The sequence below is a fragment of the Paenibacillus sp. TSA_86.1 genome, assembly GCF_052691815.1.
In genome coordinates this window covers 16057-41345 of record NZ_JBQZGE010000012.1, presented here as the reverse complement: position 1 = coordinate 41345, position 25289 = coordinate 16057, and the positions used below count along the sequence as shown (strand labels likewise).

Here is a 25289-nt window from a genome sequence, read left to right as displayed (position 1 = left end):
TTGAACAGCGACTCGCAGTTCTTTTTCTAACTAATCTTATCCTCCGATATATTAATATCCCTTAAATTTTTTATCAAAATTTTCGGGGACATAGATATCATTAATTTCTAAGGGAGATAATGATATTCTTTCATTCACTAATCCTCTAGTGTCATATAAGTCAAAAATGGTGATCTCTAAGAAATTATTTTCAGAGAGTACTTCACTTCCTTTAATCCCCACTTCTAAGCTCCCATTTTTATTAATAAACAAGTACTCTTCATCAATGAGATGATCAACTTTATCAATTACATAATCGTAAGTTAACCCAAGTAATTCAACTAAATCAGAATAGACATAATTTTGTTTAACCGAATTCATATATAATAATATAAGTATTTCCCTATAGTCCATTATTCCCTCTCTATAAAGACCTTGCAATATAGTTTGACTTTTTTTGTTGCCCGCGTCTTTCTGACAATTTTTTTCCTTTCGAAAATGGGTTGTCGTGTCTTAATCTTGGAAATAGTGGCTTCCATCCAATTGATTCATTTTCTTGCCAAAATGCACTTAAAGTATTGTTAGGAATATTATGATAAAAAGACATTAACGCCTCGGATCCTCCATACCCTAAAACATTCCTTGAATTGTTTGCATTTATTTTCAATTCTAATTCATAAATAATTCTTCTCGAAATCTCTAGTTCTTCTGTAATAAAAAAATGATTTTCAGAGAAGGCTTTTCTATGCAATTGCGAGTAAATCAAGGTCAAATTAATATCAGATTCATTGATATAATTTTCTATCTTTTCAACTCCATGAGAGCATGCCTCAATCACAATTAAAAAATAACGTCTGGACAGTAATTCGTGCTTATCTCCATGTTCCCGAAACAATTTTTGTAGGAATTTAATCATTGTGTCTCCAGTTCCTATCATATCGTCTACGAAAACAATATTCTGTATCTCATTGAATGGGAAATCTTTATCTTCTAAAATTAATGGCAAATCTGTTTTGAAACAATGTTTTGAAAGATTATTAGAATATCTATAGCAACCATGCATATCATAAGAACTTGTCCTTGTTCCATCTTTTTTGTAAACAGGAAAGAAAAGTGTATTAGAATATGCGTTAGTTCCGTATTGATTAAGTAAATCTGCATATATCTCACGAAACTGTGCATGTAAATCAACAAACACTGAATTAACTCTATTTATAGTATAATACTCAAAATTATTCAAAAGTTTTAAAAGGATAGATTGTTCTTTGGTCTCTGCCTGATTTATCCATGCTGAAACTTTCTCCTCTAAATCTTTTATATTGTTATCTATTCCCCACTTCAGTTCACAATCTTCAATAATTTTACTTAACTCATAATTCAATTTTTTTCACATCCATCAGGGACTATATGTGCCAATAAATTATATCAGATTTTGTAAGCATTTGTAACCAATATTCCTTATTAGTTCATCAATAACATCGATGATTTTTCATATTATTGTAAAGTCATTAGTTAAGTTAATTTCTATAAATTGAAACTGTTTGAATCCACCTGAGTTTCTTTTTGAGTCTATTTTTTATAAGTTTATACTTAAAAACAATATGAAAACTATCTTTTCTCAAAATGTATTTGTTGTCTCAAAACAGCAACACCCTTTATATTTTTAAATCCCTTTTCTGTGGTATACCTTTCTATCTTCCCGAAGAATGTAATTTCGATCCTCTCTGCGTTTTTTTTAGCCTCATCTAATTGATACAAGAACCTTTCAAACATTGGCTTGAATAGTTTGATTTGTGCAAACGTGTCAGACTTCTCACTTTTCGACAATGGCGTTTTTTTCAGTTTTATTTGAACCCAAGAGTGACCGTATTCATCTGGATATTCTTTTCCTATAGAAGCAAAAACACCTCTTAAACAAACTAATTCTTTTGGTGTTCTCGATTGGAATTTTTCATAGACCCGTTCCCAATTCTCGAAATAGATATCTGTCCAACGAGCAGTTATACCGAAAAATTTAAATTCCAAAAAACCTTGAGTACCATGCTTCTCAAAATACTGAGCTATTTTTGCGAATGCTCTCGCTGAATTTATATAGTCCGATAACTTTTCCGTAGTAGTTGTATAATTTCCAGGTGATTTTTTTAGTCCTTTATTCTTCTCCATTTTTTCTTTTATTGGGATTAAATCTTGAGATAACAGATCCATTAAAGTTTTCTTCAAGTCAACAGGAATGTTAACTCTTATCACTAACTCTTTATCTATAACCACCCCAGCAACTTTACTTTTAGGCATATTCTGAGTACTAGTATTTGTTTTGTTATAAGGACATTCCCCACCTTGATAATCCAGATGATTCTTCATACCCCTTTTTAGTCTTATAATAGGTGCCACGTATCTTTCATTTCTTATGTGCGTGCCAACGAAACTGACAGCAACGTTACAGAACTCACATTCAAGAGAGTTATTCAGTTTTTCATCTAACTGTATGTCATCTACCGATACTCTACCAGCAGTAGGATGCATAGCCCAACTCATTTTAAGTTTTGAACTCATGATTATCCTCCTTTTCCATCTTATGTTTTATATTGGTACATAATATACTATTTTGTAGTTATTTGGATGATAATTGTGGCATACACTGGAAAAAATAAACCCCAAAACATAACCATTCGAGGTTGTCCTTATTATTACTCTTCATATGTTGTTTATCGGGAAATTGTCCATTTTATCTATACAGATATTTTTCCTTCTTTGAGTTTCTCTATTGAGATAAAACTTCGACTCATTATTTGCTTATAATTATGCCTCACATACCCTTTCTCTTCTATTGAATGTTAGAATGACATAATACCATTTGGGAGTCAGTCTCTAGGATTTTTATCATCGCACCAATCCGGATCATACGATCGGATTTCAATTTTTGTATTTGTCTGCTATTCAAATATAAATCGGATGATAACGAAAATAACAAAAGAATAGGTTGATCATGGTGGTATCTGACCATGATCAACCTGCTGTTATTCATTGAATGATTGAATCATTACTTATTGAGTAGCCCCACTTAATTTCCATAAAGAGATTAAAGAATACCTTATATAATGGCTTTAAAAGGAGCATGACCTGTTTCAGCATTCCTTAATAAAGTCGGTTTTCTAAAACGCAAACTGGTTTCCAGCTTGAAGATAGCGGTATCTTCTTCAATTTCTATAAAAGATACATTAATCCATATAGGAGCTTTCGGAAAAAGCCCCCCTAAAACCCCAACTACATCTTCTAGCAATAGTTTTTTACCACCAATATTCTCTTTAGACAACACAAGACGTTTCATCATTTCATCCCCACCATCTAACATTTTCCCCTGTTCCTCAACAGGCTCTATAATAAACTTAATAATATCGCTCGAAATGTTTTTAGCCTTTTTTATCTTATCAACTGTTTTAGATAAGTTAGTCGAAAAAATTTCCTCATTCATTTGAGTAGTCAAAATATCTCCTCCTTCTATTTCAGTTTAGTTGAATACACTTTCTTTAATTTTCCTATATCAACATAACCACTTCTCGTTACTTCTAGTTGATATATTTCTAACCAAGCGTTTTCTGTCTTTATTCCAGCACTATTGAATATCTGCTCATATTTTTTAGCTTGCTCAGTTGTTGGAGTATAGTGTCCTGATTCATTTGTTATTCTTCTAACATTTCCGTTTGCATCGACTTTTAGTTTTCCAGCAGCTTGAACATCAGCTCCATTTGCTAAATGAGAGTGTCCTCTTCCAACATTTAAGTTACCATCTGTATCTATGACAAAGTCAACCTCTTTAATTCCATCTCGAATCTTAACTTGACCATTCCTCAAAACATAGTCAAAACTCTTTCCTTGCTGGATTTCATTTGGATATCTGTTTTCAATGATCTGGGCAGGTTTAATATCACCCATCCCTTTAATATTACTACCTTTCCTCGCTTCAGCCGCTTCCACATTCTTTTTAATCTTCGCCACAGCCGGATGTGAAGCAGGCAAGCGAAACGGCCCTTTGCGACCCGGCATACTTCCGCGAATCATCTGGAAAGCCATAAAAATCTGGCTGAACTTCAGGGAAGTCAGCATTATCTGAGCATACTTATCGGATACAGGCTCGCCCGTGAAGGGATGGATTCGATTTTCAAAAGCTTTTATCTGCAACGCATTGATATCTTCCCCCGGCTCTTCCACATGACCTGTTGCTTGCATCCGGTTGATATCCAAATGCCCTTGAGCCTTCTCATAAGCCTGCAGAGATGCCTGATCGGGAACACCATTTTCGTTTACAGGCAGCCACATCAGTCTGCCATAGATATTCACTTGAGCCATCCGGTAGCCTTTGTCCTCCGAACCCGCATCACTTGCTGAGCTCTTCATCATTGCTGCCGCACCAACAGCACCAATAACACTGCCCAGACTCCCTTTCTCCGTATCTGCATTCTCAAACCGAGTCGCAATATCCTGTAACTCTTTCGAAGTATACACCATACTCTCCAGTGCTTTCTGTAGTACGGGACGCGACCGCTCAAAATCATCATAAAAGCGCTCCTGTGTCACACCCATCCACATGGCCTGAAGGAACATGATCTGCCTGGAGAGATGATCTTGAATATGCTCCAATTGTTGCCTCGCCTGATCCACCTGACTGGATACGTGATGTAACTGCTCAGGTGTTACTTTAATTGTACTCATCCGTTTTCACCGCTTACTTTATGTAGGATATACCTATGTTAGCAGAAGTTTAATGGCAATTTCATCCGGCTAACTTCCTGATTTCAATTCATGAATCCACTTTCACAGTGTTGAGTTACCATACTGCGGTCCTAAATGCTCACACTCACTTCAATTCTTGTGATATCCCTTCTGCAACGTCAATCCTATAGACCTTATGTATGCCTAACTTTTCGGTAATGGTTAGCTTGTATATTTCAGGTGTTTTTGTAGGTTCTAGTACAGTCCACTGCCAATCTGATCCTGGGCCCGTCGTGATGGCCGCAATCTCCTGCGCATCCAGATCTATTGAGATCGTTTTCTTAATAGCTTGATTAGAGATCTTTTTTACAATTAAATTCACCTGATTATCTCGCTGGGAATTGTTGATTATCTCAAGATTGTACTCGTACTTCTGATCCGATGTGCGGCTGACAGGATCACTTTCTAATCGAATCCATTTATAGTAGTTCAATGTTATGTTTCCAATGGTCTATATAAAATGTAATATTGGATCTGATATTTAACTTTTTCCAATCCTTTTTATCAATCGGAAAGGTTTCTTTGCCAAAAACTGTGGATGCAATGTTCACATAAAAGTAACCTTCATGTTCAATCATTTTAGTAATTACTCCTGTCAAAGGATCTTTTGTCGATTCTTTATTAATCGAAACGATGTATAGATACTTTCCCTCGTTAAAATATCGATAGGTTAGTTCATCCTCTTCTTTCAATTTGCTGCATGATGGACTTTCAAATGTTTCTATCTTCGTTCTGTTGTGCCCCTTCGACGGATCGCTAACAGTTACCTTACATGATGATTCACCCTGTAGTTCAACTGAAACAATGTGCGTGGTCGATGATATAGGTGTAAGGTCATTCATTGAATACCACAACCAACATACTCCTGTAGCGATCAAAAATATACCGATGAGTAATACTCTCTTCAAAAGATCACCTTACCCCCATTATGAAACTTATGACCTTCAACTTATTTAAACCTTTCTAAGTCATGATAAGGATTAGAAATATGAAACTCTTTCAGGACAATTTTGAATACTTACAATAACATTCCTGCTTCTACTCGATCAGGTAACATCTTGACATCCATAACGTTCGTTCGCTCCCTTATCAAAGATATATGGTCCTCCTTGACTCCGATTTAGAATCGCTTATCTCAATTTAGAAATGGAAGAGTGATTTTTTCAGCATCAGATGTCTACATTAAAGGCATTCGACGTTGATTTTTTGGTGCGTTTCGTGCTACCCTCATTTTCACCATACCCAATACTTGGTGCCATTTGTACTTATAAAACGGTATAACCATGTCTCAAAGTTACAGCCTAAACTTTTGAAATCTTCAAATGATGAAGTGCTGTTTCCTGCAAACATATAGTTTTTCTCCCCGTTAGAGTATGCGTTACAGTCTATCATTAGAGTATCATCCGATATATAAGCTATTTCCAAATAACCCCTGCGACTGTTTACGTTAGTATACAAGTACTCTACTTGATCTAGTGGAAAGAGCTTTTTTTCTCCTCCATAGATCTCATGATTAAATAAACTACAACCGTTAGAGTATTTCAGAAAATCAAGATAATCCAACGGAATTTTCTGTCCCGCAGATGCTTCAAACCGATCGATTTCGCCATCACCTACTGGTTGACCAAATGTACAACTGTATCGTTCTACATTACCTTCTCGATCTTGTAAGTACAGATAACCACCAGACAATTCTAACTTTCTCTTCAGGCCGTTCAATGTATTTTGGACTAACGACAATATAACCACTCTCCCTCATATGCATAAGCGGATACTTGATTTCTCGCATCCGCTTATGACTTGTATTTTAGAACATAATACTGTTAATTATTATTTCATTGCTGTATTTAACATCTAGTTACCAAATTGCAGTTCATCTCAGATGTTTTGTAGTGTATTCGTGTCTCTTATTATCCACTAAAAACGGACTATATAGTCCCTCCACCAAGCATTTACAACGTAAACATGAAAATTAGTAGGGATAGGAATCAAGTTACTAAATTCGTTTGTTCCACCGAACTCACGCGGCCTAATATGATGAATATTTATTTCTGCCCCCGACCAATTATATCCGTTCCTCGGATAAAGCTCACTATATTTTTTGATATAATTTGCTCTATCCGTACTTGAGTCCCATTCAATGGAGGGGGTTTTTGCCCACGTTGTGGTCGATGGTTCTGTCATAACTTTCTGTGAGACAGGATCTTTGTAATATGGATAAATCATTGCCTTTATGTTCAGTAAAGTTTGCCTTGTTTGAGCAACATTCGACAATTTGTTATACTTTCGACCAAAAAAATCATACACGTTTAGTTTAAGTTCAGTGAAGTAAAATCCTGTTTTTGAGATTTTAAAGGTATAAGAAACCTCTTTACCAACCTTTACACCTAAGAGACCCTTCAACTGAATAGTAACTCCCTTTGAGAACGTTCCACTGCCCCTCGAATTTCCTCTAAACAAGTTAAAGTCAAAGATAATTTTATTTGGTTTTTTACCTGTGATTGCTATGATTTTTGAGCGAACTTCTACTTGAGAATTACCCTCAATAGGGATTTGAATTAAATTCACAAGTACAGTTCCTGATTGCCCCCCCTTCATTCTTGCCATAGATCTGGCTGTCTCTATATTTTCTATACCCTTCCCCACTTCTACTACATTTGTCACTTCACTCACTTCATCAAATGTAAAGAGATAATTTGTTTCTAAAATTTGATTCTGATTCCCGTCTTCAGGTATCTCTAAATTTTCACTATTAACATGTTTTATGAGATTTTCATTAGCATCCTCAGTCCCAATAACCTCAGCTTCACTAGATCCATTTTCCTGTCCATTGAAGACTCGATACATGCCACCGTATGTCACAGGTTGATCTGAAGTGGTAGTAACTACAACTTCCTTACCGCCCAAGATCAACGGTTCAATTGTAGTAGCTATTCTACGATTGGATTCCATCCCATCAGCGTTGTACACAACATAATCAAACATCCGCTGCTCACTACTAGATGCATCATTTCTAATCCTTTTAGTATCTGAGGTTAAGTTGGTGAAAGCATAACTCTCACCTTTGTTCAGCGTTACACGCAGAAATGCTGGTTCCTGGCTATCTACTACAGAAAAATCATCTGTATATTCGAATAATACGGGTTGACTCCCTACGACGGTAACAATAGCTTCACCGGCAGATGGAATATTAGCGAGACCCCCATTGTTATTGAATTTGTCACTATATGCTTTGCCATCTGATTTATATACAACAACGTCATAGAGTGAACCTGCCGATTTCGCATTACTCCGAATTGGATTCCAAAGTGAACCTCCGTTGTGGAATTTCACCGATTGCCCCGGTTCCACCGTAATCTTACTCAAGGCTTCGTTAGGCCGATCCTCCACATCAAAAATCGTATAAATGGCACCCATTGTAACAGGTTGTGTGGATACACCGGTAACTACAGCTTTATTCCCATAAAAAACAAGCGGAGCTGTTGAGGTTGATTTTCTGGTGCTACGCTCCGTACCATCCGGGTAATAAGTTACATAGTCGAATAAACGAGATTTGTTATTCGAGGAAGCATCACTGTCGAGATATTCTTGACTTTTACCATTGTTCCAAAAAGTCACACTCTCTCCTTGGTTCAAGGTTACACGGTGATGGGAAGGTTCCATGCTATATTCAAAGGAAAAATCATCGGTGTAACTGAATTCAATCGGAACTAGCCCTGCCACGGATACAATGGCATAACCTTGGGATCGAATCATCGGATTGACATTTTTGTTAAAGCCGTCAGAATGTACAATATTTCCCGAGGTATACAGTGTGTAATCAAAAACAGCTCCGTTGGCGCTGCTCGCATTGTTTTTAACCGGGTTGGCTAAGGATCCATTATTCCGAAAAATAACAGATTCCCCTGGATATACAGTCACTCTTGTTATCGCATCTCCGCCAGCTCTCTGAACATCGAAAGTCCTGTAAGGCACACCGTATGTCACAGGTGTTGACGTTATCAGTGTGACAACCGCTTTTCTTCCTCCAGCTACTGTCGGTTTTGTGGTTGAATTGGTTCCTGTAGCACTCTCTGTACCATCGGGAAGATAAACAACATAATCATGTTTATCTTTGGAAGTTCCATTGCTCTGAAGCGCATCCGATTTAGAGCTAATATTCGTAAATTCATAACTCTCTCCTTGATTCAACGTTACTCTTGTATATGCCGGCTCGTCACTCCAGTCGCCCGTGTATACTTCATAGGGAAAACCAACACTAACAGGCTGTAAACCTGCACCTGTAATAATTATTTCGTTCCCTCCAGCAACATAAGGTTTTCCAGATGTTTCAAAATTCGATCCTACAAGACTGCCATCTTCTTTGTAAACGGCATAGTCTATCCTTTTGTCCTGAGCTGTAGAAGTGTCAGCATTTAAAAGCCTTGTTTGAGTTCCTTCATTGACGAAGCGATAACTTTCCCCTTTAGATAAGATGACTCGGTGCAGCGCAGGATTAGCAGACACACTATAGGAAAATTCCGGTCGCATCGTAACGGTAAAAGGGTTCTCTCCGCTTGATGTTATTACAGCAGTATATCCTGCACCTACATTCAGGTTCCCGGCAGAATTCAAGTTATCACTCGCTATGCTTCCATCGGATTTATAAACTGCATAATCGTATGCACTTCCCCTTGAGGCTCCTGCATTAGTAATTAGAGTCCTCAAAGCACTCCCGGTATTGGTGAATGTGTATGATTCTCCCGGATTCATGACTAATGTTTCGTTCGCCAACGCTGCTGCTTGGGTAGTGAACATTGGCTCTCCATATGTATCATCCGTCACCGTAAGTGGGTCTTCCTCTTTCATATGTTCTTCATCTTCATTTACGTCTTCAGGTTCTTCATAGAAATCCGGGTCCCAACCCTCTACATCCCCCTGTTCTAACAGCACAGCATCCTCCGCAGAACGGTTAGGATCATCACCTGTGCTTTCGGACGTTATTATTGAAGCTGATGGATCCGAAAGTGCATAACCGCTAGTCGGAAGCATGGCTCCAATGGCCAACCATAAAGCCAGAAAAATAATAAAGCCTTTTCGCAAATTCATGAAATTTCTTTTCCTCCTTTATTTTCATCTTCCAGTTCATCCCTTAAAAGAGATAAAGATGGTCGAATTATAAGTATCGTCATTTCCCTTAATTTAGGTAATAGTAAATTAGTCCTCAATTATAGGGACTATTTTCCTTTTAAGGGTATGAAAAATAAAAAAAGCCGCCAAATGGCGACTCTTTAATGGAATAAAACAGATTGTTACTCTCTTACATATTAAATAAGCTCCATTACTACTTTTCCTCTGAATAAATAAACACATAAGTACTCTCATCCGACATCTCTTCCGAGAAAACAAATTCTAACCGATCGAATCCTTTGATATCTTCCACATCTGTTAGCTTCCGCTCTGCCATATAACGTACCATCTCACCTCTGGCCATTTTGGCGCGGGTTGCCTTCTCCACAAGTTTCCCACCAACCATTTGTCCGAATACACAAGTAACAAACCGGGTTTTCTCCTTCAAAAAAGGAGTGATGTTCTTGCTATACTCTTTGGAAGCCAGATTGAGAATGCAGTTACTTTCCATCTGAAGCTGATCTGCCAGCTTGCTGCCCCAGAACTGATAGAGCGATCTGAACCCTGGGCCTTGCAGCTTGCCTTGCATCTCCAACCGATAAGGGGTAACCCCATCCAAAGGCCGTAACATGCCATAAAAACCGGATAATATGCGTAAATGCTGCTCCAGGTACGCCAGTTCCTCATGTTGAAAAACACCTGGCGCCATATATTGATACTGAATACCCTCATACGAATAGATCGCTGGCGTAAGATTTGTCTTCACATTCATGTTCTCAATCCGCTGCACATTCTGTTCGGCGATAGCATCGTTACACTTCCAGAGCGCTTTAAGCTCGTCATAGGATAAGGTTTGAAGCAGACTCAATAACTGTTCTGATTCATTTATAAATTGCGGTATCGCGGCGCTAGCCATCAGATCGGTATCAACCTTCATCTTTTTGGCCGGTGATATAATAATCCTCATCGTTCTAATCCATCCTTAATCTACCGTTGTTTTGTCGTTATTCATTGTACAGGATCGGATAGGTAAATCCAATGGTGAGGCATATTAACTCTTACAGGAACTCTTAAGAAAAACTCAAATAAACAAGCTATTCCACTAATGGACTCACTTGTTTATCAGAATTCATAAAATATAATTTTTCACGAATGTGGGTCAGGTGTTAATTGCACCCATTGCTCTCCTCTATAGGTGTAGACATACTCCTGTGGATCATCTTTTAATTTCATTACAACAGGATACTTCGGCATTTTACTACGACGAGCTGTGATGCTTATAATATCGTTTTCATTTAATCCTTTCTCAACAGTTAAATACGTTCTTAAGCCGTCTTCTAGTTTCTTCATATCATTTTCATAGGAACCATACCATATAATTGAAACTACGCCCGCTAATATTATAAAAATGATTGATCCTTTTAAGAACTTCATTTTACTCACCTACCATTTATATTATAACAATATAAGCTGTGTGATGAACACGGCTTATATACCTATGAAAAGACTCAAAAATGAACAAGTCCGCCCCATATTGGACCGGCTTGTTCATTAGAATTTAACATCTTCAATTGTTGAAAAAGTAAGGTATGCATTTCATACCGCTAATTAGGGAGACACGCTACCCGTGCTGCTATTTTGCTCTGTTTTGGTCGTCGGCAATTGAATCATTGGTGTATTTGATCCACTCACATATGGAAGAGCTCCATCCCATTTCTTGATGGTTTCATATTCAACGAGTTGACTGGATAAGGATTGTTGCAGCTCTTTATTGGCTTTAGCCTGACCTTCTGCTTCAATCAACAGTTTGTCTGCATTACCTTGCGCTTCCACGCGCTTGCGATCTGCTTCTTTCTTGGCGATTTCCAGTTCAGTCGTTTTACGTTCCAGTTCTTGAGAAGCTTCGACACGCTTATCGATTGCTTCCTGAGTCTTGGCATCAGGTTGAGGAACACCTACAGTAACGTTAGATACAATAAAGCCTAACTCCTTAACATCATCAGAGAAACGTTGTTGCACGTCTACACCTGCTTCAGATGACTTTTCGCCATAAACATCAATGACTGTAAACTTGGAGATCCCTTTACGGGCTGCGTCACGGAAACGTGTTTTGAGATATGTATCCTCGATTTCTTGAATGCTGATGGGCCCAAATGTATTAAAGATAGAAGATACCTTACTTGGTTCGACTTGGTAGTTATAAGCAAAATCGATGGTGATGTTCTTTCCATCAGAAGTAGCAATCTGAATGTCTCTGTATTCAACCGTTTGAATCCGGATCGGATATTTGGTCACTTTATCAAACGCTCCAACAAGCTTCCAGCCTTGACTCAGTGTACTATCTTTTACGCCTCCATTGGGTGAATAGACAACCCCGACATATCCATTCGGAATTCGTGTTAAAAAGAAAGTCATCAGTACGACTCCCAAGATAATAACCAAGGCAACCGCGATCGCTCCTACCCTAAACGTCTTTGAATTTTTCATCACCATTCTCCTCTTGTTTGAATTTATTGTATTTTTTCAGAATTCTACTACCTATTTTATTGAATAGCGGGAACATTAATGACCATAGAATAAATGCTAGGATAAAAATTATAATGATTCCCCCAATAAATGGCATATTAATCCTCCCTTCTTATGGATGTAACCCAAAGCACAAATTTATAATTAGCAACTAATTATACCCTTCTTTATATATACTTTGTAAATTTATATTTGGTTTCATGGATTTCCAGTACCACTTATATGCATGTCCTGCATAGCCTAAATATAAAATAAACCCCGGTAGCACATCTGCATTCAGCAGCGCACAGCCGGGGTTCATTATTACTATTATTTTTAGTAGTGTTACATTAGATATCTCAACCTACACTTATCTCGTAAAATCATGCTGCCCGATGGTCAGCAGTGTCGGTCTGCTCTTACTCCATTCTGACGTGGCAATCTTCGGATTGTAATAAAACAGCGCACCATGTGTTGGATCGGCGCCATTGAGCGCCTGGCGTGCAGCCTTAATGGATGTCGCGGTTGGCTTCAGATTGAACTGACCATCGTCGACAGCGGTAAACTGACCTTTTTGAAAGATGACTTCGGAGATGGATGACGGGAATTCTCCCGATTGCACCCGATTTAAGACAACAGCTCCCACAGCGACCTGTCCTTCAAAAGATTCCCCGCGCGCTTCCCCATGGATCAGCTTCGCCAGTTGTCGCAGTGTTTCTCCTTCGGCTTTTACCTTTTGGTTCAGCCTGTTCAGCGTCACAGGGCCTGCCACACCATCAGCACTCAATCCCTGCGCTTCCTGAAATTCACGAACCGCGCTCTGAGTGATTGAACCATAATATCCTGTCACTCCAGCGTCAAAATACCCCAGGTTACTCAATTGCTCTTGCAGTTGTACCACGTGTTCACTACGAATGCCCTGCTCCAGCTTCTGCGCTCCAGCCGAAGGCGCAGCAACGGTAAGTCCGAGCGTCACTGCACAGGCGCCAAGAAGCATGCTGACCCGGCCTGCTCTTTTACCATTCTTTCTGCCCCTGCGATGGGTGACTTTCCGGCTCACGGTGATAGGCTCCATCATGTCGAGGCTTGTACGCAAATCATTCGGATCAGAATAACTGTAACTAATATTTATCCCGCCCTCCTCATTCACTCGCATCATATCGTACACACTATGCTGTTCACGCTTCATATTCATTTCATTCATTGTATTCTTCTTATTCATCATTTCATTAACCCTCCATTTTTCTGAATCCAGCTATCCCGCTTCCCCCTGAATCCTCATGGCCCTACATCCCGAGTGTCATTATAGGATATAGAACATATTCAGTCTATCGGACCGATGGAGCATGAAAAAATGAGTCCTGTACAGATCAAAAAGAGGCATGAGCCCATGGTCGTATCAGGGTCACACCTCTTCTTATATCAACCTTGTACCGCTTGTCTAGCCTCCATTTCCGTAGGCAGACAGACCCGTACAAAAGTTGCGCTAAAATTTTCTGACGATTACTCGGCGAGTTCCTGCCCTTTCGTTTCCCGGCCCCAGAACAGCACGGCTGCTGCTCCAATAAGGATCGTTACGAAGAAAATGGTGAAAATCAGGCTGATCGGAACCGCACGCTGAACTAACATACCCACCATAAACGGTGCAAGCACACCACCAATCCGGCCTACCGATGTAGCCAGTCCAACACCTGTGGAACGCACCGAAGTCGGATACAATTCTGGACTGTAGGCGTATAATCCGCCCCAAGCTCCCAGATTGAAGAACGATAAGCAGATTCCTGCGGCTAAAATGGTTGCTTCCGTCGTTGCCAATCCAAAGGCAATCGCACTGAATGCAGTCAAGGTAAGGTACACGACAAGCACGAACTTCCGGCCATAACGTTCAATAAAGTACGCAGCAGTAAAATAACCCGGCAGCTGTGCAATCGTCATGATCAGCACGTACTGGAAACTTTTGACCAACGTAAAACCTTTTGCCATCACAACCGAAGGCAACCACAAAAACATGCCGTAATACGAGAATATAACGGTGAACCATAGAATCCACAGCATCAATGTCGTGCGGCGATGCGGAGCAGACCAGACCGTGGCAACCTTCTCGCGGAACGTAATTTTATGCAACTTCGTATGGTTCTTGTAACGCGGTGGATCTTGAATGGCACGGCGCAGATAGAGCGCGTAGAATGCGGGTAGCGCACCAATCGCAAATGCAATTCGCCATCCGTACTCCGGAATAACAAAGTTGGCAATGAGCGCAGATACAATCCAGCCCCCCGCCCAAAAGCTTTCCAATAAAACAACTGCGCGTCCACGTTCTGCTGTAGGCATGGATTCCGATACCAGCGTAGAAGCTACGGGTAACTCGCCGCCAAGACCGATTCCTGCAACGAGCCGCAGTGCACACAACACGGCAAAACCAGTCGCCAGTGCAGATAGACCGCTTGCAATGGTGAAGATCAGCAACGTCCACATCAGAATCGCTTTCCGTCCGAAACGGTCTGCGAGTGCACCTGCAAGCAAGGCACCAAGCGCCATTCCTATGGAGTTGATACTCGTCAGCACACCGACTTGTCCGGGACTAAGGCTCCATTCCTTCGCAAGTGCAGCCACGATAAAGGAGATCATGCCAACCTCCATCGCATCAAACAGCCAGCTCATGCCGGCACTGAACAGCAGCTTACGCTGCTTGGGATTCCGCAACACTTCCAGTTTGCTCATCAGTTTAATAGCTCCCTTGATCTCTATGTAGTCATTCTGACACTAAACCATTATTATGCAGAATGAACCAGAAATCAATGTAAAATACAACGTCACGCTAATTTACAACGAATATAAAACGAACTCGGTTTTGTGAACAATCTTTCAGTCGTCTTCTCGCCCTCATTATCCTTTGAGTGAACCTGCGGTAAGACCTGCGACAAAATAACGCTGCAGCAACAGGAACAGCACAATCATCGGGATTGCTGTGACGAGAACACCGGTGAGCATCATCGGATAATTCGTCACGTACTCGCCGCGGAATTGCATCAGGGCAAGTGGCAAGGTCAGCTTGGACTTACTGGTGAGCATAAGCATCGGAATGAGCAAATCATTCCAGACCATCACAAGTAGGAACGTTGCGGTTGCCGCCAGCGAAGGTGCAGCTAGTGGCAGTGCAATCCGGGTGAAGAGTCTCCATTCATTAGCCCCGTCCATACTGCCTGCTTCCAAAATTTCCGAATTCAACATACGCATAAACCCCGTCAGCATGAACACAGAGACGGGCATCAGCATGGCGGCGGATACAATAATCAGACCCGTCAGGCTGTCCGACCACCCCAGCGTACGTGTAAGGGAATAGATCGGCAACATGCTGACCTGGGACGGTACGATCAAACCTGCTACAAACAGCGCAAACACGATCTTACCTACGCTGCCGCCCCAGCGGACAATGGCATAAGCAATCATGCTGCTGAGCAACAGCTCAATCGCAACGGTTCCGAGCGTCACAATCATACTGTTTCCGAAGTATTGCCACATCGGCTGATTACGGAATAAACCGGTCACATTGTCCCACGTAAACGGCTCCGGCCAGCTGAATGGACTGGTGAAGAAGTTACTGCTTGTTTTGAACGAAGATACAAATACAAAATACAGCGGCACAAGAATCAGCAGCGCGTACACGAACAGGATCAGCCGATTGAACCATTTTAAAATCACTAAACTCCCTCCTTTCTCTCAACCCACACTTAAAATGAATCTCTGCATTCAACATCAAATTACTTCGTTTTCCTCGAACACGCTCTCGATACTCAACTGCTACTCTTACTCATATTCCTGCATACATTCTTGAATTGCCATTCTCGCCGCTAAACGCTCACGAAAAGAAGCAATCATCTATCCGTTAATAGTTTACCCGGTCGGCACGAAGCGCTTTGAACTGCAACAGTGTCAACAGCGCGAGCAGCACCAGGAAGATCATCGAACCGGCAGAAGCCAGACCAAATGAATAGCTGCCAAAGGCCGTATGATAAATATATGTGGTCAAAATTTCAGTGGCGTAGTTCGGGCCTCCGTCCGTCATGGTGAAAATGAGATCAAACGCCTTGAACGACTGGATGGTCGTATAGGCCACCACAATCGTAGCCGAAGGAGCCAGCAGCGGCCAGGTCACGGTACGGAATACCTGCCATTTGCTGCCGCCGTCCATGCGAGCCGCTTCGTACAGTTCTGCCGGAATCCCTTGCAGACCTGCGATGAACACAATCATCATCTGTCCTGCGTGAGCCCAGACCTGCACCGCAGCAATCGAAAAGATCGCAATCTTCGGATCACCGATCCAGTTACGAGCGATGCTGCTCATGCCCGCCTCGTTTAATCCGTAATTAATTAGTCCAATGGATGGGTCATACATGAAAGCCCAGATCAGACCAACGGATACCGACGACAGAATCGCTGGCAGGAAATACAACGCCCGAAGCACGACTCGTGTCTTGGTGTTGCGTACCAGAAGCAGGGCCAGAACGAGCGAAATAAAGGTTTGTGCAATCACAACCGTGAACATAAACTCCACGTTATTGCCGAAGGCTTTGCGAAATACGATGCTGCTGAGACTGTCCTTGTAATTATCCAGCCCTACAAATGCATACGACGGGGATACCCCGTCCCAATCCGTAAAGGAATAGAACAGCCCCGTCAATGTAGGAAATACGAACAATCCAACGTACAGCAGCAATCCGGGTAACAGAAACAGGGATAGCTGAAACCGGTTTTTCATCGTTTATTTCCCGATATGCTGATCAATGATCGCTTGTGCCTGCTGTGCTGCTTCTTCCGGAGAAGTACCGCTTAACACAGCCTGAATGGAATTGGTTACCGCCTTCTGGTTGTCTCCGTTCAGGATGGTGAACCGTGGCTGGAACACGGTCTTTTTGTTCGCCCATTCTCCCGCAACCTGAAGCTCCGGTGTATCATACTTCACGTCATTGACCGTTACATTTTGTCCCGTCTGGTTAGCGTACGCGCTAGCTACATCCGGTTTGCTCAGGAATTCAAGGAATTTCTTCGCTTCTTCCGGGTGTTTCGATTTACTGTTTACCGCAAGCATGAACGTGGTGGTGTGCACCCCTTCATATTTCCCCTGATCGGCACTTACCGTGATCGGTGCGAGCAACTTTTGCTCCAGATTCGGGTTTTGCTGTTTGTTCTGAGCAAGTTGATACGATCCACTTGCAAGCATCGCTGCTTTCTCCTGAATAAATAGTGCACCTGCTGCCGGGTCTTTCGTACCTAGTGCATTTTGCTGGAAGTATCCTTTATCGTTCAGTTCTTTGATTTGCGTCAACGTTTTTATCCAGAACTCATCTGTCAGTTTGGCTTCGCCCGCTTCAACTTTGGTAAAAATGTCGTCACTCGGTGCATTGTTCATCACCATCGTATTCATGAATTGGCCTGGACCAATGTCCGCTCCGGCAAAGGCAATCGGAATAATGCCATTGTCTTTCAGCTTCTGGCACAGCGCCAGGAACCCTTCCCAATCTTTCGGTGGGGTTAGGCCGTATTTTTCAAACAGTTTGACGTTATAGATCGGATCGTTATATACAAGTTGGTACGGAATCGCATATTGCTTGCCATCATGCTGTCCGGCTTCAATCAGTTTCGGATTATAAGCCGACAGGAACGATGATCCCGTCAGATCCTTGAATAGTCCGGCTTTGGTGAACGCTTGGAACTGAGCACCAGGGAAGGATGCAAACACATCACCCGTGGAGCCGTCGCTGATTTTGGATTGCACGGTGGATTGATATTGATCCGAAGGGAGCGTCTGCATCTCCACATGGATGTTCGGGTTTTCTTTTTCAAACGCATCAATTGTTTTGTTGAATGCTTCGGAATCTTCGCCGCGCCAGTGCATGAAACTAATGGTCACTTGGCCTGAACCGGAGGAGCCGTTCTCTCCAGACGCCGCCTTATCTCCACCGCCGCAAGCGGACAGCAGGATGGACATCACCAGCATACTGACAAGCGGCAGAATCATTTTTTTATTTTTTTTCATGAAAGACGACCTCCTAAGTTGGCAGTAATAGAATGCTTCTGTCTTGTTTTCCATTTTTCACGGATTATGGGCATCACCGTCTTGCCGAAGATTTCAGCTTCTTCCAGATGAGGATAACCGGACAGAATGAATGTCGTCACGCCCAGGTCTCCGTATTCCATCAAACGCTCTGCAACCTGCTCCGCTGTACCCACGATGAGGATGGCTCCGCCGGAACGCACCACCGATAAACCTGTCCACAGGTTCGGCCCAACGACAAACTGCTGTTTTTCAGACAGTTCCCGGAGTTCATTCTGTCTGCGCTGATTGGTGGCATCCGTCTCGGCAAAAGCTGCTTTGGCCTTTTCTATCGCTTCCGGCGGTACTTTACTGATGATCTCCCATGCTGCTGCCCATGCCTCTTCCTCCGTGTCCCGAATAAGCACCTGAGCTCGCATACCATAGCGGAGTTGACGATCTCGGCCTGTCTCCTCTTGTACCTGCTCCCGAATGACCTCGATCTCTTTGATCTGCTCCTGAATCCAGTCATGTGGCTCGCCCCACATCAGGAATGTATCCGCATGTTCAACCGCCACTCGCTTGGCAATCGGAGAACTTCCTCCAAGATAGAACGGTGGATGCGGATTTTGTACCGTCTCCGGCATACCTACCGGGCCTTTGAAGTTGTAATATTGGCCGTTGAATTCAGGATTCGGATCACTGGATGCGTCTGCACCTGATTGTGCACCACTTCCGGCGAACTCTGTCAGATTCAAGCCTGTCGATTGTGTCCACGAACGCTTCATGACTTCCATATACTCGCTTGCGCGAACATACCGTTCATCATGCGCATGCGCCAGCGGATCACCCAACTCTTCCAGATCTCGAACCGAACTGCCTGTAACCACGTTAATCATGGCACGACCGCCAGAGAGCTGATCCAGTGCCGCACCCATGCGAGCCGCGAGTACCGGTGTCACCAGACCTGGGCGAATCGCTACAAGGGGACGCAATGTCTTGGTGTGACTCATCACCGCCGAGCCGACCACCCACGCGTCCAGACAGGCCCCCCCTGTCGGAATGAGTACAAATTCGAATCCGGCCGTCTCCGCCGTCTGTGCCACCTGTACCAGATAATCCAGACTTGCTTCACGTTCCGGCGCTACACCTACATACTTCCCATCTCCAGCCGTTGGTAAAAACCATCCAAACTTCATGTCTTCCTGTTCGCTCACCATCGTCATTCCCTTCTATGGATAAATAAAGTCTCATGTTAAAAATAAGATCGGTGCTCTGCAACATGGCCGTTCCGGGTACGAATCGTTCTTTCGATCGCTGTTATCTCCAGATTTTTCTGATTCCCTTTTCCAAAGGGAAAATCCGGAGATAAAGGCGAACACTACGTTTCTTCAGAATCGATTTCGTCCCCTGCACTACGTTCGCACTCGTTAAACCCTATTTTTAAAGTGCGCCTAATTTCTAATCATTTTATAAAGTATACATCCAAATACCGATTAATTAACTTGGTTTAATAGGTATGGACATCATATCAATTGATTTGTCTGTGATCAATGTCATTTCGCGGTAATTTATTTTTGTCATTTTGTGGTCATTTCTGAAACAAAGATGAGAGCCGTCTTGAATTTATATAAAACCCACCTGTATAATAGGTTATCAATGAATCTTTTAGAAGATATCGACGATACTTATATAACAAAGAGGTGTTCCTGGTGACCGAGCTTGAGCGCATGAAGGAGGACCACCACGAGTTTTTGGATATTTTATTTTTCACTCCGTCTGAATTTGAGAAAGCCGGCGGCGCCTGGCCTATCCGCATTGGCCGTAATCTGGCCAAAAGCAACTATCATATTGGCCCTCGGACTACGCCTTATCATTATTTGTTATTTGTGCTGGAAGGTGAAGGCACCTTCATTCAGAACGGACAGCAGTATTCCCTGCGAGCCAGAGATGCCTTCTGCCTGTTTCCGCATGTGACACATGAGTATTGGACAGATCCCGAGCAACCATTGCAAAAAATATTCATCGCCTTTGACGGAGCATATGCGGCCGAGCTGCTCTCGCGAATCGGATTGAGTCCCGACAACCCGTATCGTTCAGGTGTACTCACACCCGAGACCGCAAGCAGCATGCGTTCATTTATGGAAGACGTTCGTAAATCGCAGGACGGTGCCAGTGATCTGGGGCGACTGATCCGGTTTCTCGGCCTCTTTGACCGCATTGCACATTCTCCGGCGACCAAAGACCTGCAGCCGGATATAGCCACCCCTTGGCTTCAGAAAGGGAAAGAGTATATAGAACTGCACTTTGCAGGCGGGATATCGGTGGAGGGTGTGTCTGCCCATGCAGGGGTGGATCGAACTCACTTTGCCAAACAGTTTCGCAAAGCATACGGCTTGTCTCCTGTGCAATACATCCAGCAACTCAAAATGAAGCAAGCCAAGCTCCTGCTGGTGCAGACTAAGCTCAGCTTAACGGAGGTGGCTCATTCGGTGGGTTATCCAGATTTATTTTCGTTCTCCAAAGCCTTCAAAAAGCAGGTCGGTCTGCCTCCCAACCGTTATCGGACAACGACAACGGAACAGTAGAGAGATTAGATGATTTGGTTAAGAGAACCGGCGCTAACGGAACGCTTTCCTGTTCTCAAGCACTAAAATAACCTGAATAAGGCAAGCCCCTTCACTAGCGAGTGATCGGGATTTGCCTTATTCAGGTTTTCTGTATTAGATGAGCTAGAATCAGCATCTGCTGTCTCTGACGAGTCGAAATGTTTTTTTCATAAATCACAAGTAAAAGCACGAAAAATCTTATCTTACACTTCTAGAACTTACTCCCAAACTATGTAACTTATGTGCCCATTGTTACGTTAATTCTAATGAATATATCTAAGGAGTGGTTGATCATGCGTATTTCCAAGCTTTTAGTGGTGACTGTGCTAACTTTGGCTATGGCTGGTTTTGGTTCCTCCGTAAATGCTGCTTCTTCCCCCGCTTCCGGCTCAACGGTGAACATCAAATCCAATGTGTTGGGCGAAAAATCATTTACAGGTCTGATTATTAAAGGGCACACCTACGTTGATCTCGACGGATTCGTGAACTGCCTTCCGTTCCAGATTAATTCCAAAGCGTTATCCTACCAATCCGAAACCAAAACGTTTAAGGTCCTCAATGAAGACTTTGCAATTCCTACCCCACTATTGCAGTTCAAGGTTGGAAGTGATACGTTCCAGCACAATGATGAGTCATTTCGATTGAGTGATCCCGTTCTTTTGATTCAAAACCGCATTTATTTTCCGCTAAAAGATATCGTTTCGGTCTACGACATTAACGTTTCTTATGACTCGCAGACGAAAACGGTTCAGGTTAGTAAAGAATAGAGTTACACTAAACCTGTTTTGGAAAGATAGGATATTGCCAATACGAGAACAACGGGGAACAAGTGGAGATGACTATTGTCTAATCAGAGACTCCAGATGTATAGGATTATCTCCCGAATAACTGTACTGCTCAATGTGCCCATCCTTAAAAAGACTATAATGATATAAAAATCCCTTCTGAGCTGCAAACAGCAGGAACGAATAACTGCTGATTGCCCAGAAGGGATAATCAACTAAACGTTGAAGTTTGTGCTATTGTTTCTGATGTTGTGATTCTTCCTTCGGTTCCCCGGTCTTGCGCGCCAGCGGAATGCCGTTTTGCTTCGCATACCAAGCCTCATAATGATGCACAGCCACACCTGCAAACGATGAATGCGAGGCGCCCAGCTTGAACACTTTCTGCATCTCTTCATCCATATTGCTTAGTGGTTTGCGGAAAAAGGTCAGATGATCCCCCTCGTGTGTATCCGCGAGTTCTGCTCCAATCCAGACCTTCTTGCCCAGATCATCGGCTTCGGCCAGCTCTTCCTTGGACAGATCGTACATCTGCTGCCCGCTGTCCCGATAAGCCATAATGGCCACCGCATCGAAACGGGAGATCACCCAGCGACTTAATGTTCCCTTGCCTCCCGCTGACTGACGGGCATCGAGCCAGAACGGGATCGCTGCACTCATATACAGGTCTGCAGCCTTTCCAGCTTCAGTCCAGACCTCCATATTGTTCTGCCACTCGGCAATGACGCTGCTCTCCTCGTTCTTCCAGCGTTTTAGCTGGTACGGCTCGACGTCGAGTTGAATGCCTTCAAAGCGTTCATTCTTGGCAGATGATGCATTGTATGCCCGAACCCGTTCAATGAAAGCAAGCCCCTCTGCGCGCTTTTCCCGATAAGCCCAATCGGCATGACCGTTAAGGGCATGCACTTGGATCTCGGCATTGGTCGCTGCTGCAATGAACTTGCGATAAGCTGTATCAGGTACCTCATCCTGGATTTGCAGGAAAATGGTATCCACGCCCTGTTCCTTGGAGAACGCGATAATCTCAGGTGTCTGCTTCGTAATGATGGACGTATCCCACAGCCAGGTTGCCTTGTGTTCCTCGTGCGAAAACCATTTAAACACCCAGGGCAGTAGCAGCAGGCAGAACACCACAGCCACAATAGCCCACTTAGCCTTACCTGCCAACATGCCCTGTCTTCTCATCCGTTGTCTCAGACGAGAACCGCTTCACTTGGCTCCAGCACGGGATGCTGTACCGAGTGACCGATTTTGTAAATGTGTGAATGATTGTACGTACGGAATGCATTACGTGTATCCAGAATCGGTACACCCAGCTCCGCAATATCATAATAAGGCAAGTCGCTGTGGTTGGTGATCAGCACGATGCAATCATACGTTTTGAACTGCTCCAGATTAAAGGCCTCGCTGTGTACGGTTTCGCCATGTTTGTCCTTGAACGATTCAGCATGCGGGTCATAGTAGTTAACGTTTGCGCCACTTTCCTTGAACAGCTCGTATACTTCCAGTCCTGGTGATTCACGCAGATCGGCAATATTCGGTTTGTATGACATGCCGAGTAGCAGAATGTTCGATTTGCGAACAGACTTCGCGTATTCGTTTAGGATGGTAGACGTTTTATTGAGTACATAGTACGGCATATTGTCATTGGTGGATTGCGCCAGTTCAATGAATTTACTATAAAAACGGAATCCCTTCGCCTTCCACGACAGATACATCGGGTCGAGCGGGATGCAGTGTCCGCCAATGCCTGGACCTGGATAGAATGGCATGAAGCCAAATGGTTTTGTCGCAGCCGCGTCAATAACCTCCCAAATATCGATGCCCATGCGGTCGCACATCATCGCCATTTCATTAACAAAGGCAATGTTGACGCTGCGGAAGGTGTTCTCCAGCAGTTTGGACATTTCCGCGACTTTAGGTGAAGACACCGGAACCACAGTCTCTACATATTTACCATATAGCGCTGTGCCCAGCTTCAAGCAGGCTTCGGTCGTACCGCCGATTACTTTCGGTGTATTAAACGTGGTGAAACGGCCGTTAGACGGGTCTACTCGTTCAGGCGAGAAGCAAAGGAAATAGTCTTTGCCTGCCTCATGTCCGATCTTGTCCAGTTCTTGCTGGATCAGTTCTTCCGTTGTACCTGGATACGTCGTGCTTTCCAGTGTGATCAGCATGCCTGGTTTCATATGCAGCTTGATCTGATCTACAACGGTCTCAATGTAAGAGGTGTCCGGATCTTGATTTTCGCTGAGCGGCGTCGGTACGCAGATACTCAGTGCATCAATGACACGCAGCATACTGTAGTCCGTGGTTGGCTGAAAACGGCCGCTTTGCATTACTTTTTTCAATTCGTCGGACGAAATATCGTGAATATAGGAATCTCCATTGTAGATGCTGTCGACTTTGGAAGCATCCAGATCGATGCCAATGACGGTAAATCCTTGGTTGACCATCTCCACCGCAAGGGGAAGGCCAACGTAACCGAGGCCGACAACGCCCAGTACCGCTTCTTTATTTTCGATCGCGTTCAGTAAAGTGTGAAATTGTTGATTCTCCATGATATTCCCTCCGCGCAATATATTTGATGTTAATGTGTAAAAAATAGTTCAGATCATATAGATGTGGTTGTAACTGTAATCGTTGTGACTCTAATCTACTTATCTTCTAGTGCAGGCAGCGTCTGATTCGGGCGTCCAGCTCCACAGGAGAGAACGGCTTCGTCATGTAATCGTCTACCCCGCTGCGGAAGCACTGGCTGATCGTCTGTTCCACCCGCTGTTCTGTCAATACGACGATTTTCGGCGGCTGCTCCATCTCCAGCTTCTGGATATGGTGAATGAATGGAAGCCCATCGATGCCATACAGATTCAGCTCGGTCAGCACCAGGTCAGGTGTCACTTTTTCGATCAGGTCGAGTGCAGCAAGTCCATCCACCGCTTCATAAGTTTCGTATCCTTGCATTTTCAGACGCAGCTGCAAAAATTCACGAACCGTCGGATCGTTATCCACGATCAAAATCCGTTCCGGATCATCCGCAGTATTCTCCAGTGTATAGATATGAATCTCCGATGAATCCACGAGCTTCGAAGATTCGGCCATATGCTGAATCGTTGCCTTCGAAGGGCGCTCCCCCGGCGGGAAACTGGCCAGTGTGATCTGCGGATCAGCACCAGGAAGACTCTCCTGCAGCTCATGCTTGATACGAAGTCCTTCATAGTGAACTTCATCGAGCGTAAGCCCTGGAAGCAGCACGGCCATTGCCTGTGTATGACTATCCTGCCATACCTGGAACGACGTATATCCCGCCTGCTCCAGATGTGTCCTGACCTGCTGCTCCGGCTGAACCTGACCTGCACAGTGAATGAACATTAACCCACAAGCTTCGGCACCCGTTTCCTTCAATCCCTGTTCTACATTGCGGTACACATTAACGGCAGCCTCACGCTGCAATGTCGCCGTATTCGGCATGTTCTTTTCCACCCTTCTATAATGTTGTTA

The 25289-nt window shown here is 43.2% G+C and carries 22 protein-coding genes and 2 pseudogenes; 2 read left to right on the top strand and 22 right to left on the bottom strand.

Features of this window, described 5'->3' with window-relative positions; genetic code table 11:
• Positions 1–51: 51 nt before the first annotated feature.
• The 19 genes and pseudogenes from ACUTVW_RS19945 to ACUTVW_RS19855 all read right to left on the bottom strand — a co-directional run bounded on the left by ACUTVW_RS19945 (position 52) and on the right by ACUTVW_RS19855 (position 19617).
• Positions 52–393: a hypothetical protein gene (locus ACUTVW_RS19945; RefSeq protein WP_445647386.1), complete on the bottom strand. Its 342-nt coding sequence runs from the start codon at positions 391–393 to the stop codon at positions 52–54.
• Between the two features lie 10 nt (positions 394–403).
• A complete protein-coding gene (locus ACUTVW_RS19940; RefSeq protein WP_445647385.1) occupies positions 404–1360 on the bottom strand; it encodes a phosphoribosyltransferase-like protein in 957 nt (318 codons plus the stop codon).
• A 227-nt stretch (positions 1361–1587) separates the two neighbouring features.
• Positions 1588–2532 carry a hypothetical protein gene (locus ACUTVW_RS19935; protein WP_445647384.1) on the bottom strand — a complete coding sequence of 315 codons (945 nt, stop codon included), beginning with the start codon at positions 2530–2532 and terminating at the stop codon, positions 1588–1590.
• Positions 2533–3070: 538 nt separating this feature from the next.
• A complete protein-coding gene (locus ACUTVW_RS19930) occupies positions 3071–3451 on the bottom strand; it encodes a hypothetical protein (RefSeq protein ID WP_445647490.1) in 381 nt (126 codons plus the stop codon).
• Positions 3452–3477: 26 nt separating this feature from the next.
• Positions 3478–3891 (bottom strand): annotated as a pseudogene (locus ACUTVW_RS19925) (hypothetical protein); the annotation flags it as partial.
• A gap of 540 nt (positions 3892–4431) precedes the next feature.
• Positions 4432–4689 (bottom strand): annotated as a pseudogene (locus ACUTVW_RS19920) (WXG100 family type VII secretion target); the annotation flags it as partial.
• A 145-nt stretch (positions 4690–4834) separates the two neighbouring features.
• Positions 4835–5182 carry a hypothetical protein gene (locus ACUTVW_RS19915; protein ID WP_445647383.1) on the bottom strand — a complete coding sequence of 116 codons (348 nt, stop codon included), beginning with the start codon at positions 5180–5182 and terminating at the stop codon, positions 4835–4837.
• Positions 5169–5657 carry a hypothetical protein gene (locus tag ACUTVW_RS19910; RefSeq protein ID WP_445647382.1) on the bottom strand — a complete coding sequence of 163 codons (489 nt, stop codon included), beginning with the start codon at positions 5655–5657 and terminating at the stop codon, positions 5169–5171. The genes ACUTVW_RS19915 and ACUTVW_RS19910 overlap by 14 nt, the downstream gene beginning before the upstream one ends.
• A gap of 325 nt (positions 5658–5982) precedes the next feature.
• Complete coding sequence (locus tag ACUTVW_RS19905) at positions 5983–6489, bottom strand: SMI1/KNR4 family protein (protein ID WP_445647381.1); 507 nt, start codon at positions 6487–6489, stop codon at positions 5983–5985.
• 177 nt (positions 6490–6666) lie between these two features.
• Entirely contained in the window at positions 6667–9837 is a 3171-nt protein-coding gene (locus ACUTVW_RS19900; protein WP_445647380.1) for an HNH endonuclease signature motif containing protein, read from the bottom strand.
• 235 nt (positions 9838–10072) lie between these two features.
• Positions 10073–10825, bottom strand: a complete 753-nt coding sequence (yaaA, locus tag ACUTVW_RS19895; RefSeq protein WP_445647379.1) for a peroxide stress protein YaaA — start codon at positions 10823–10825, stop codon at positions 10073–10075.
• A 179-nt stretch (positions 10826–11004) separates the two neighbouring features.
• Positions 11005–11292: a hypothetical protein gene (locus tag ACUTVW_RS19890; RefSeq protein WP_445647378.1), complete on the bottom strand. Its 288-nt coding sequence runs from the start codon at positions 11290–11292 to the stop codon at positions 11005–11007.
• Between the two features lie 174 nt (positions 11293–11466).
• Positions 11467–12345: an SPFH domain-containing protein gene (locus ACUTVW_RS19885; RefSeq protein WP_445647377.1), complete on the bottom strand. Its 879-nt coding sequence runs from the start codon at positions 12343–12345 to the stop codon at positions 11467–11469.
• 388 nt (positions 12346–12733) lie between these two features.
• Positions 12734–13588 (bottom strand): cell wall hydrolase, encoded by an 855-nt coding sequence (locus tag ACUTVW_RS19880; RefSeq protein ID WP_445647376.1) that lies wholly within the window; start codon positions 13586–13588, stop codon positions 12734–12736.
• A 278-nt stretch (positions 13589–13866) separates the two neighbouring features.
• A complete protein-coding gene (locus ACUTVW_RS19875; protein WP_445647375.1) occupies positions 13867–15084 on the bottom strand; it encodes an MFS transporter in 1218 nt (405 codons plus the stop codon).
• 165 nt (positions 15085–15249) lie between these two features.
• Complete coding sequence (locus tag ACUTVW_RS19870; protein ID WP_445647374.1) at positions 15250–16065, bottom strand: carbohydrate ABC transporter permease; 816 nt, start codon at positions 16063–16065, stop codon at positions 15250–15252.
• A gap of 184 nt (positions 16066–16249) precedes the next feature.
• The gene (locus ACUTVW_RS19865; RefSeq protein ID WP_445647373.1) at positions 16250–17122 is read right to left on the bottom strand and encodes a carbohydrate ABC transporter permease; all 873 of its coding nucleotides are present in this window, start codon (positions 17120–17122) and stop codon (positions 16250–16252) included.
• Between the two features lie 3 nt (positions 17123–17125).
• Positions 17126–18400 carry an ABC transporter substrate-binding protein gene (locus tag ACUTVW_RS19860; protein ID WP_445647372.1) on the bottom strand — a complete coding sequence of 425 codons (1275 nt, stop codon included), beginning with the start codon at positions 18398–18400 and terminating at the stop codon, positions 17126–17128.
• A complete protein-coding gene (locus ACUTVW_RS19855; protein WP_445647371.1) occupies positions 18397–19617 on the bottom strand; it encodes an LLM class flavin-dependent oxidoreductase in 1221 nt (406 codons plus the stop codon). Before ACUTVW_RS19855 ends, ACUTVW_RS19860 begins: the two co-directional genes overlap by 4 nt.
• Positions 19618–20109: 492 nt before the next feature.
• Here ACUTVW_RS19855 and ACUTVW_RS19850 point away from each other — a divergent pair, with 492 nt between their 5' ends.
• A complete protein-coding gene (locus ACUTVW_RS19850) occupies positions 20110–20985 on the top strand; it encodes an AraC family transcriptional regulator (protein WP_445647370.1) in 876 nt (291 codons plus the stop codon).
• A gap of 314 nt (positions 20986–21299) precedes the next feature.
• Complete coding sequence (locus ACUTVW_RS19845; RefSeq protein WP_445647369.1) at positions 21300–21773, top strand: stalk domain-containing protein; 474 nt, start codon at positions 21300–21302, stop codon at positions 21771–21773.
• A gap of 252 nt (positions 21774–22025) precedes the next feature.
• Here the strand turns inward: ACUTVW_RS19845 and ACUTVW_RS19840 are convergent, their stop codons facing one another.
• The 3 genes from ACUTVW_RS19840 to ACUTVW_RS19830 form a co-directional block, all read right to left on the bottom strand.
• Positions 22026–22958 (bottom strand): hypothetical protein, encoded by a 933-nt coding sequence (locus tag ACUTVW_RS19840; protein WP_445647368.1) that lies wholly within the window; start codon positions 22956–22958, stop codon positions 22026–22028.
• A gap of 23 nt (positions 22959–22981) precedes the next feature.
• Positions 22982–24349, bottom strand: a complete 1368-nt coding sequence (locus ACUTVW_RS19835; protein WP_445647367.1) for a nucleotide sugar dehydrogenase — start codon at positions 24347–24349, stop codon at positions 22982–22984.
• A 106-nt stretch (positions 24350–24455) separates the two neighbouring features.
• Positions 24456–25259: a response regulator transcription factor gene (locus ACUTVW_RS19830; protein WP_445647366.1), complete on the bottom strand. Its 804-nt coding sequence runs from the start codon at positions 25257–25259 to the stop codon at positions 24456–24458.
• Positions 25260–25289: the final 30 nt, after the last annotated feature.

Excerpts from the sequence above, each read along its gene's own strand:
- ACUTVW_RS19945 (WP_445647386.1), bottom strand. The coding sequence starts at position 393 with ATGGACTATAGGGAAATACTTATATTATTATATATGAATTCGGTTAAA.
- ACUTVW_RS19935 (WP_445647384.1), bottom strand. The coding sequence starts at position 2,532 with ATGAGTTCAAAACTTAAAATGAGTTGGGCTATGCATCCTACTGCTGGT.
- ACUTVW_RS19930 (WP_445647490.1), bottom strand. The coding sequence starts at position 3,451 with ATGAATGAGGAAATTTTTTCGACTAACTTATCTAAAACAGTTGATAAG.
- ACUTVW_RS19900 (WP_445647380.1), bottom strand. The coding sequence starts at position 9,837 with ATGAATTTGCGAAAAGGCTTTATTATTTTTCTGGCTTTATGGTTGGCC.
- yaaA (WP_445647379.1), bottom strand. The coding sequence starts at position 10,825 with ATGAGGATTATTATATCACCGGCCAAAAAGATGAAGGTTGATACCGAT.
- ACUTVW_RS19890 (WP_445647378.1), bottom strand. The coding sequence starts at position 11,292 with ATGAAGTTCTTAAAAGGATCAATCATTTTTATAATATTAGCGGGCGTA.
- ACUTVW_RS19885 (WP_445647377.1), bottom strand. The coding sequence starts at position 12,345 with ATGAAAAATTCAAAGACGTTTAGGGTAGGAGCGATCGCGGTTGCCTTG.
- ACUTVW_RS19880 (WP_445647376.1), bottom strand. The coding sequence starts at position 13,588 with ATGATGAATAAGAAGAATACAATGAATGAAATGAATATGAAGCGTGAA.
- ACUTVW_RS19875 (WP_445647375.1), bottom strand. The coding sequence starts at position 15,084 with ATGAGCAAACTGGAAGTGTTGCGGAATCCCAAGCAGCGTAAGCTGCTG.
- ACUTVW_RS19865 (WP_445647373.1), bottom strand. The coding sequence starts at position 17,122 with ATGAAAAACCGGTTTCAGCTATCCCTGTTTCTGTTACCCGGATTGCTG.
- ACUTVW_RS19860 (WP_445647372.1), bottom strand. The coding sequence starts at position 18,400 with ATGAAAAAAAATAAAAAAATGATTCTGCCGCTTGTCAGTATGCTGGTG.
- ACUTVW_RS19855 (WP_445647371.1), bottom strand. The coding sequence starts at position 19,617 with ATGGTGAGCGAACAGGAAGACATGAAGTTTGGATGGTTTTTACCAACG.
- ACUTVW_RS19845 (WP_445647369.1), top strand. The coding sequence starts at position 21,300 with ATGCGTATTTCCAAGCTTTTAGTGGTGACTGTGCTAACTTTGGCTATG.
- ACUTVW_RS19840 (WP_445647368.1), bottom strand. The coding sequence starts at position 22,958 with ATGTTGGCAGGTAAGGCTAAGTGGGCTATTGTGGCTGTGGTGTTCTGC.
- ACUTVW_RS19835 (WP_445647367.1), bottom strand. The coding sequence starts at position 24,349 with ATGGAGAATCAACAATTTCACACTTTACTGAACGCGATCGAAAATAAA.
- ACUTVW_RS19830 (WP_445647366.1), bottom strand. The coding sequence starts at position 25,259 with ATGCCGAATACGGCGACATTGCAGCGTGAGGCTGCCGTTAATGTGTAC.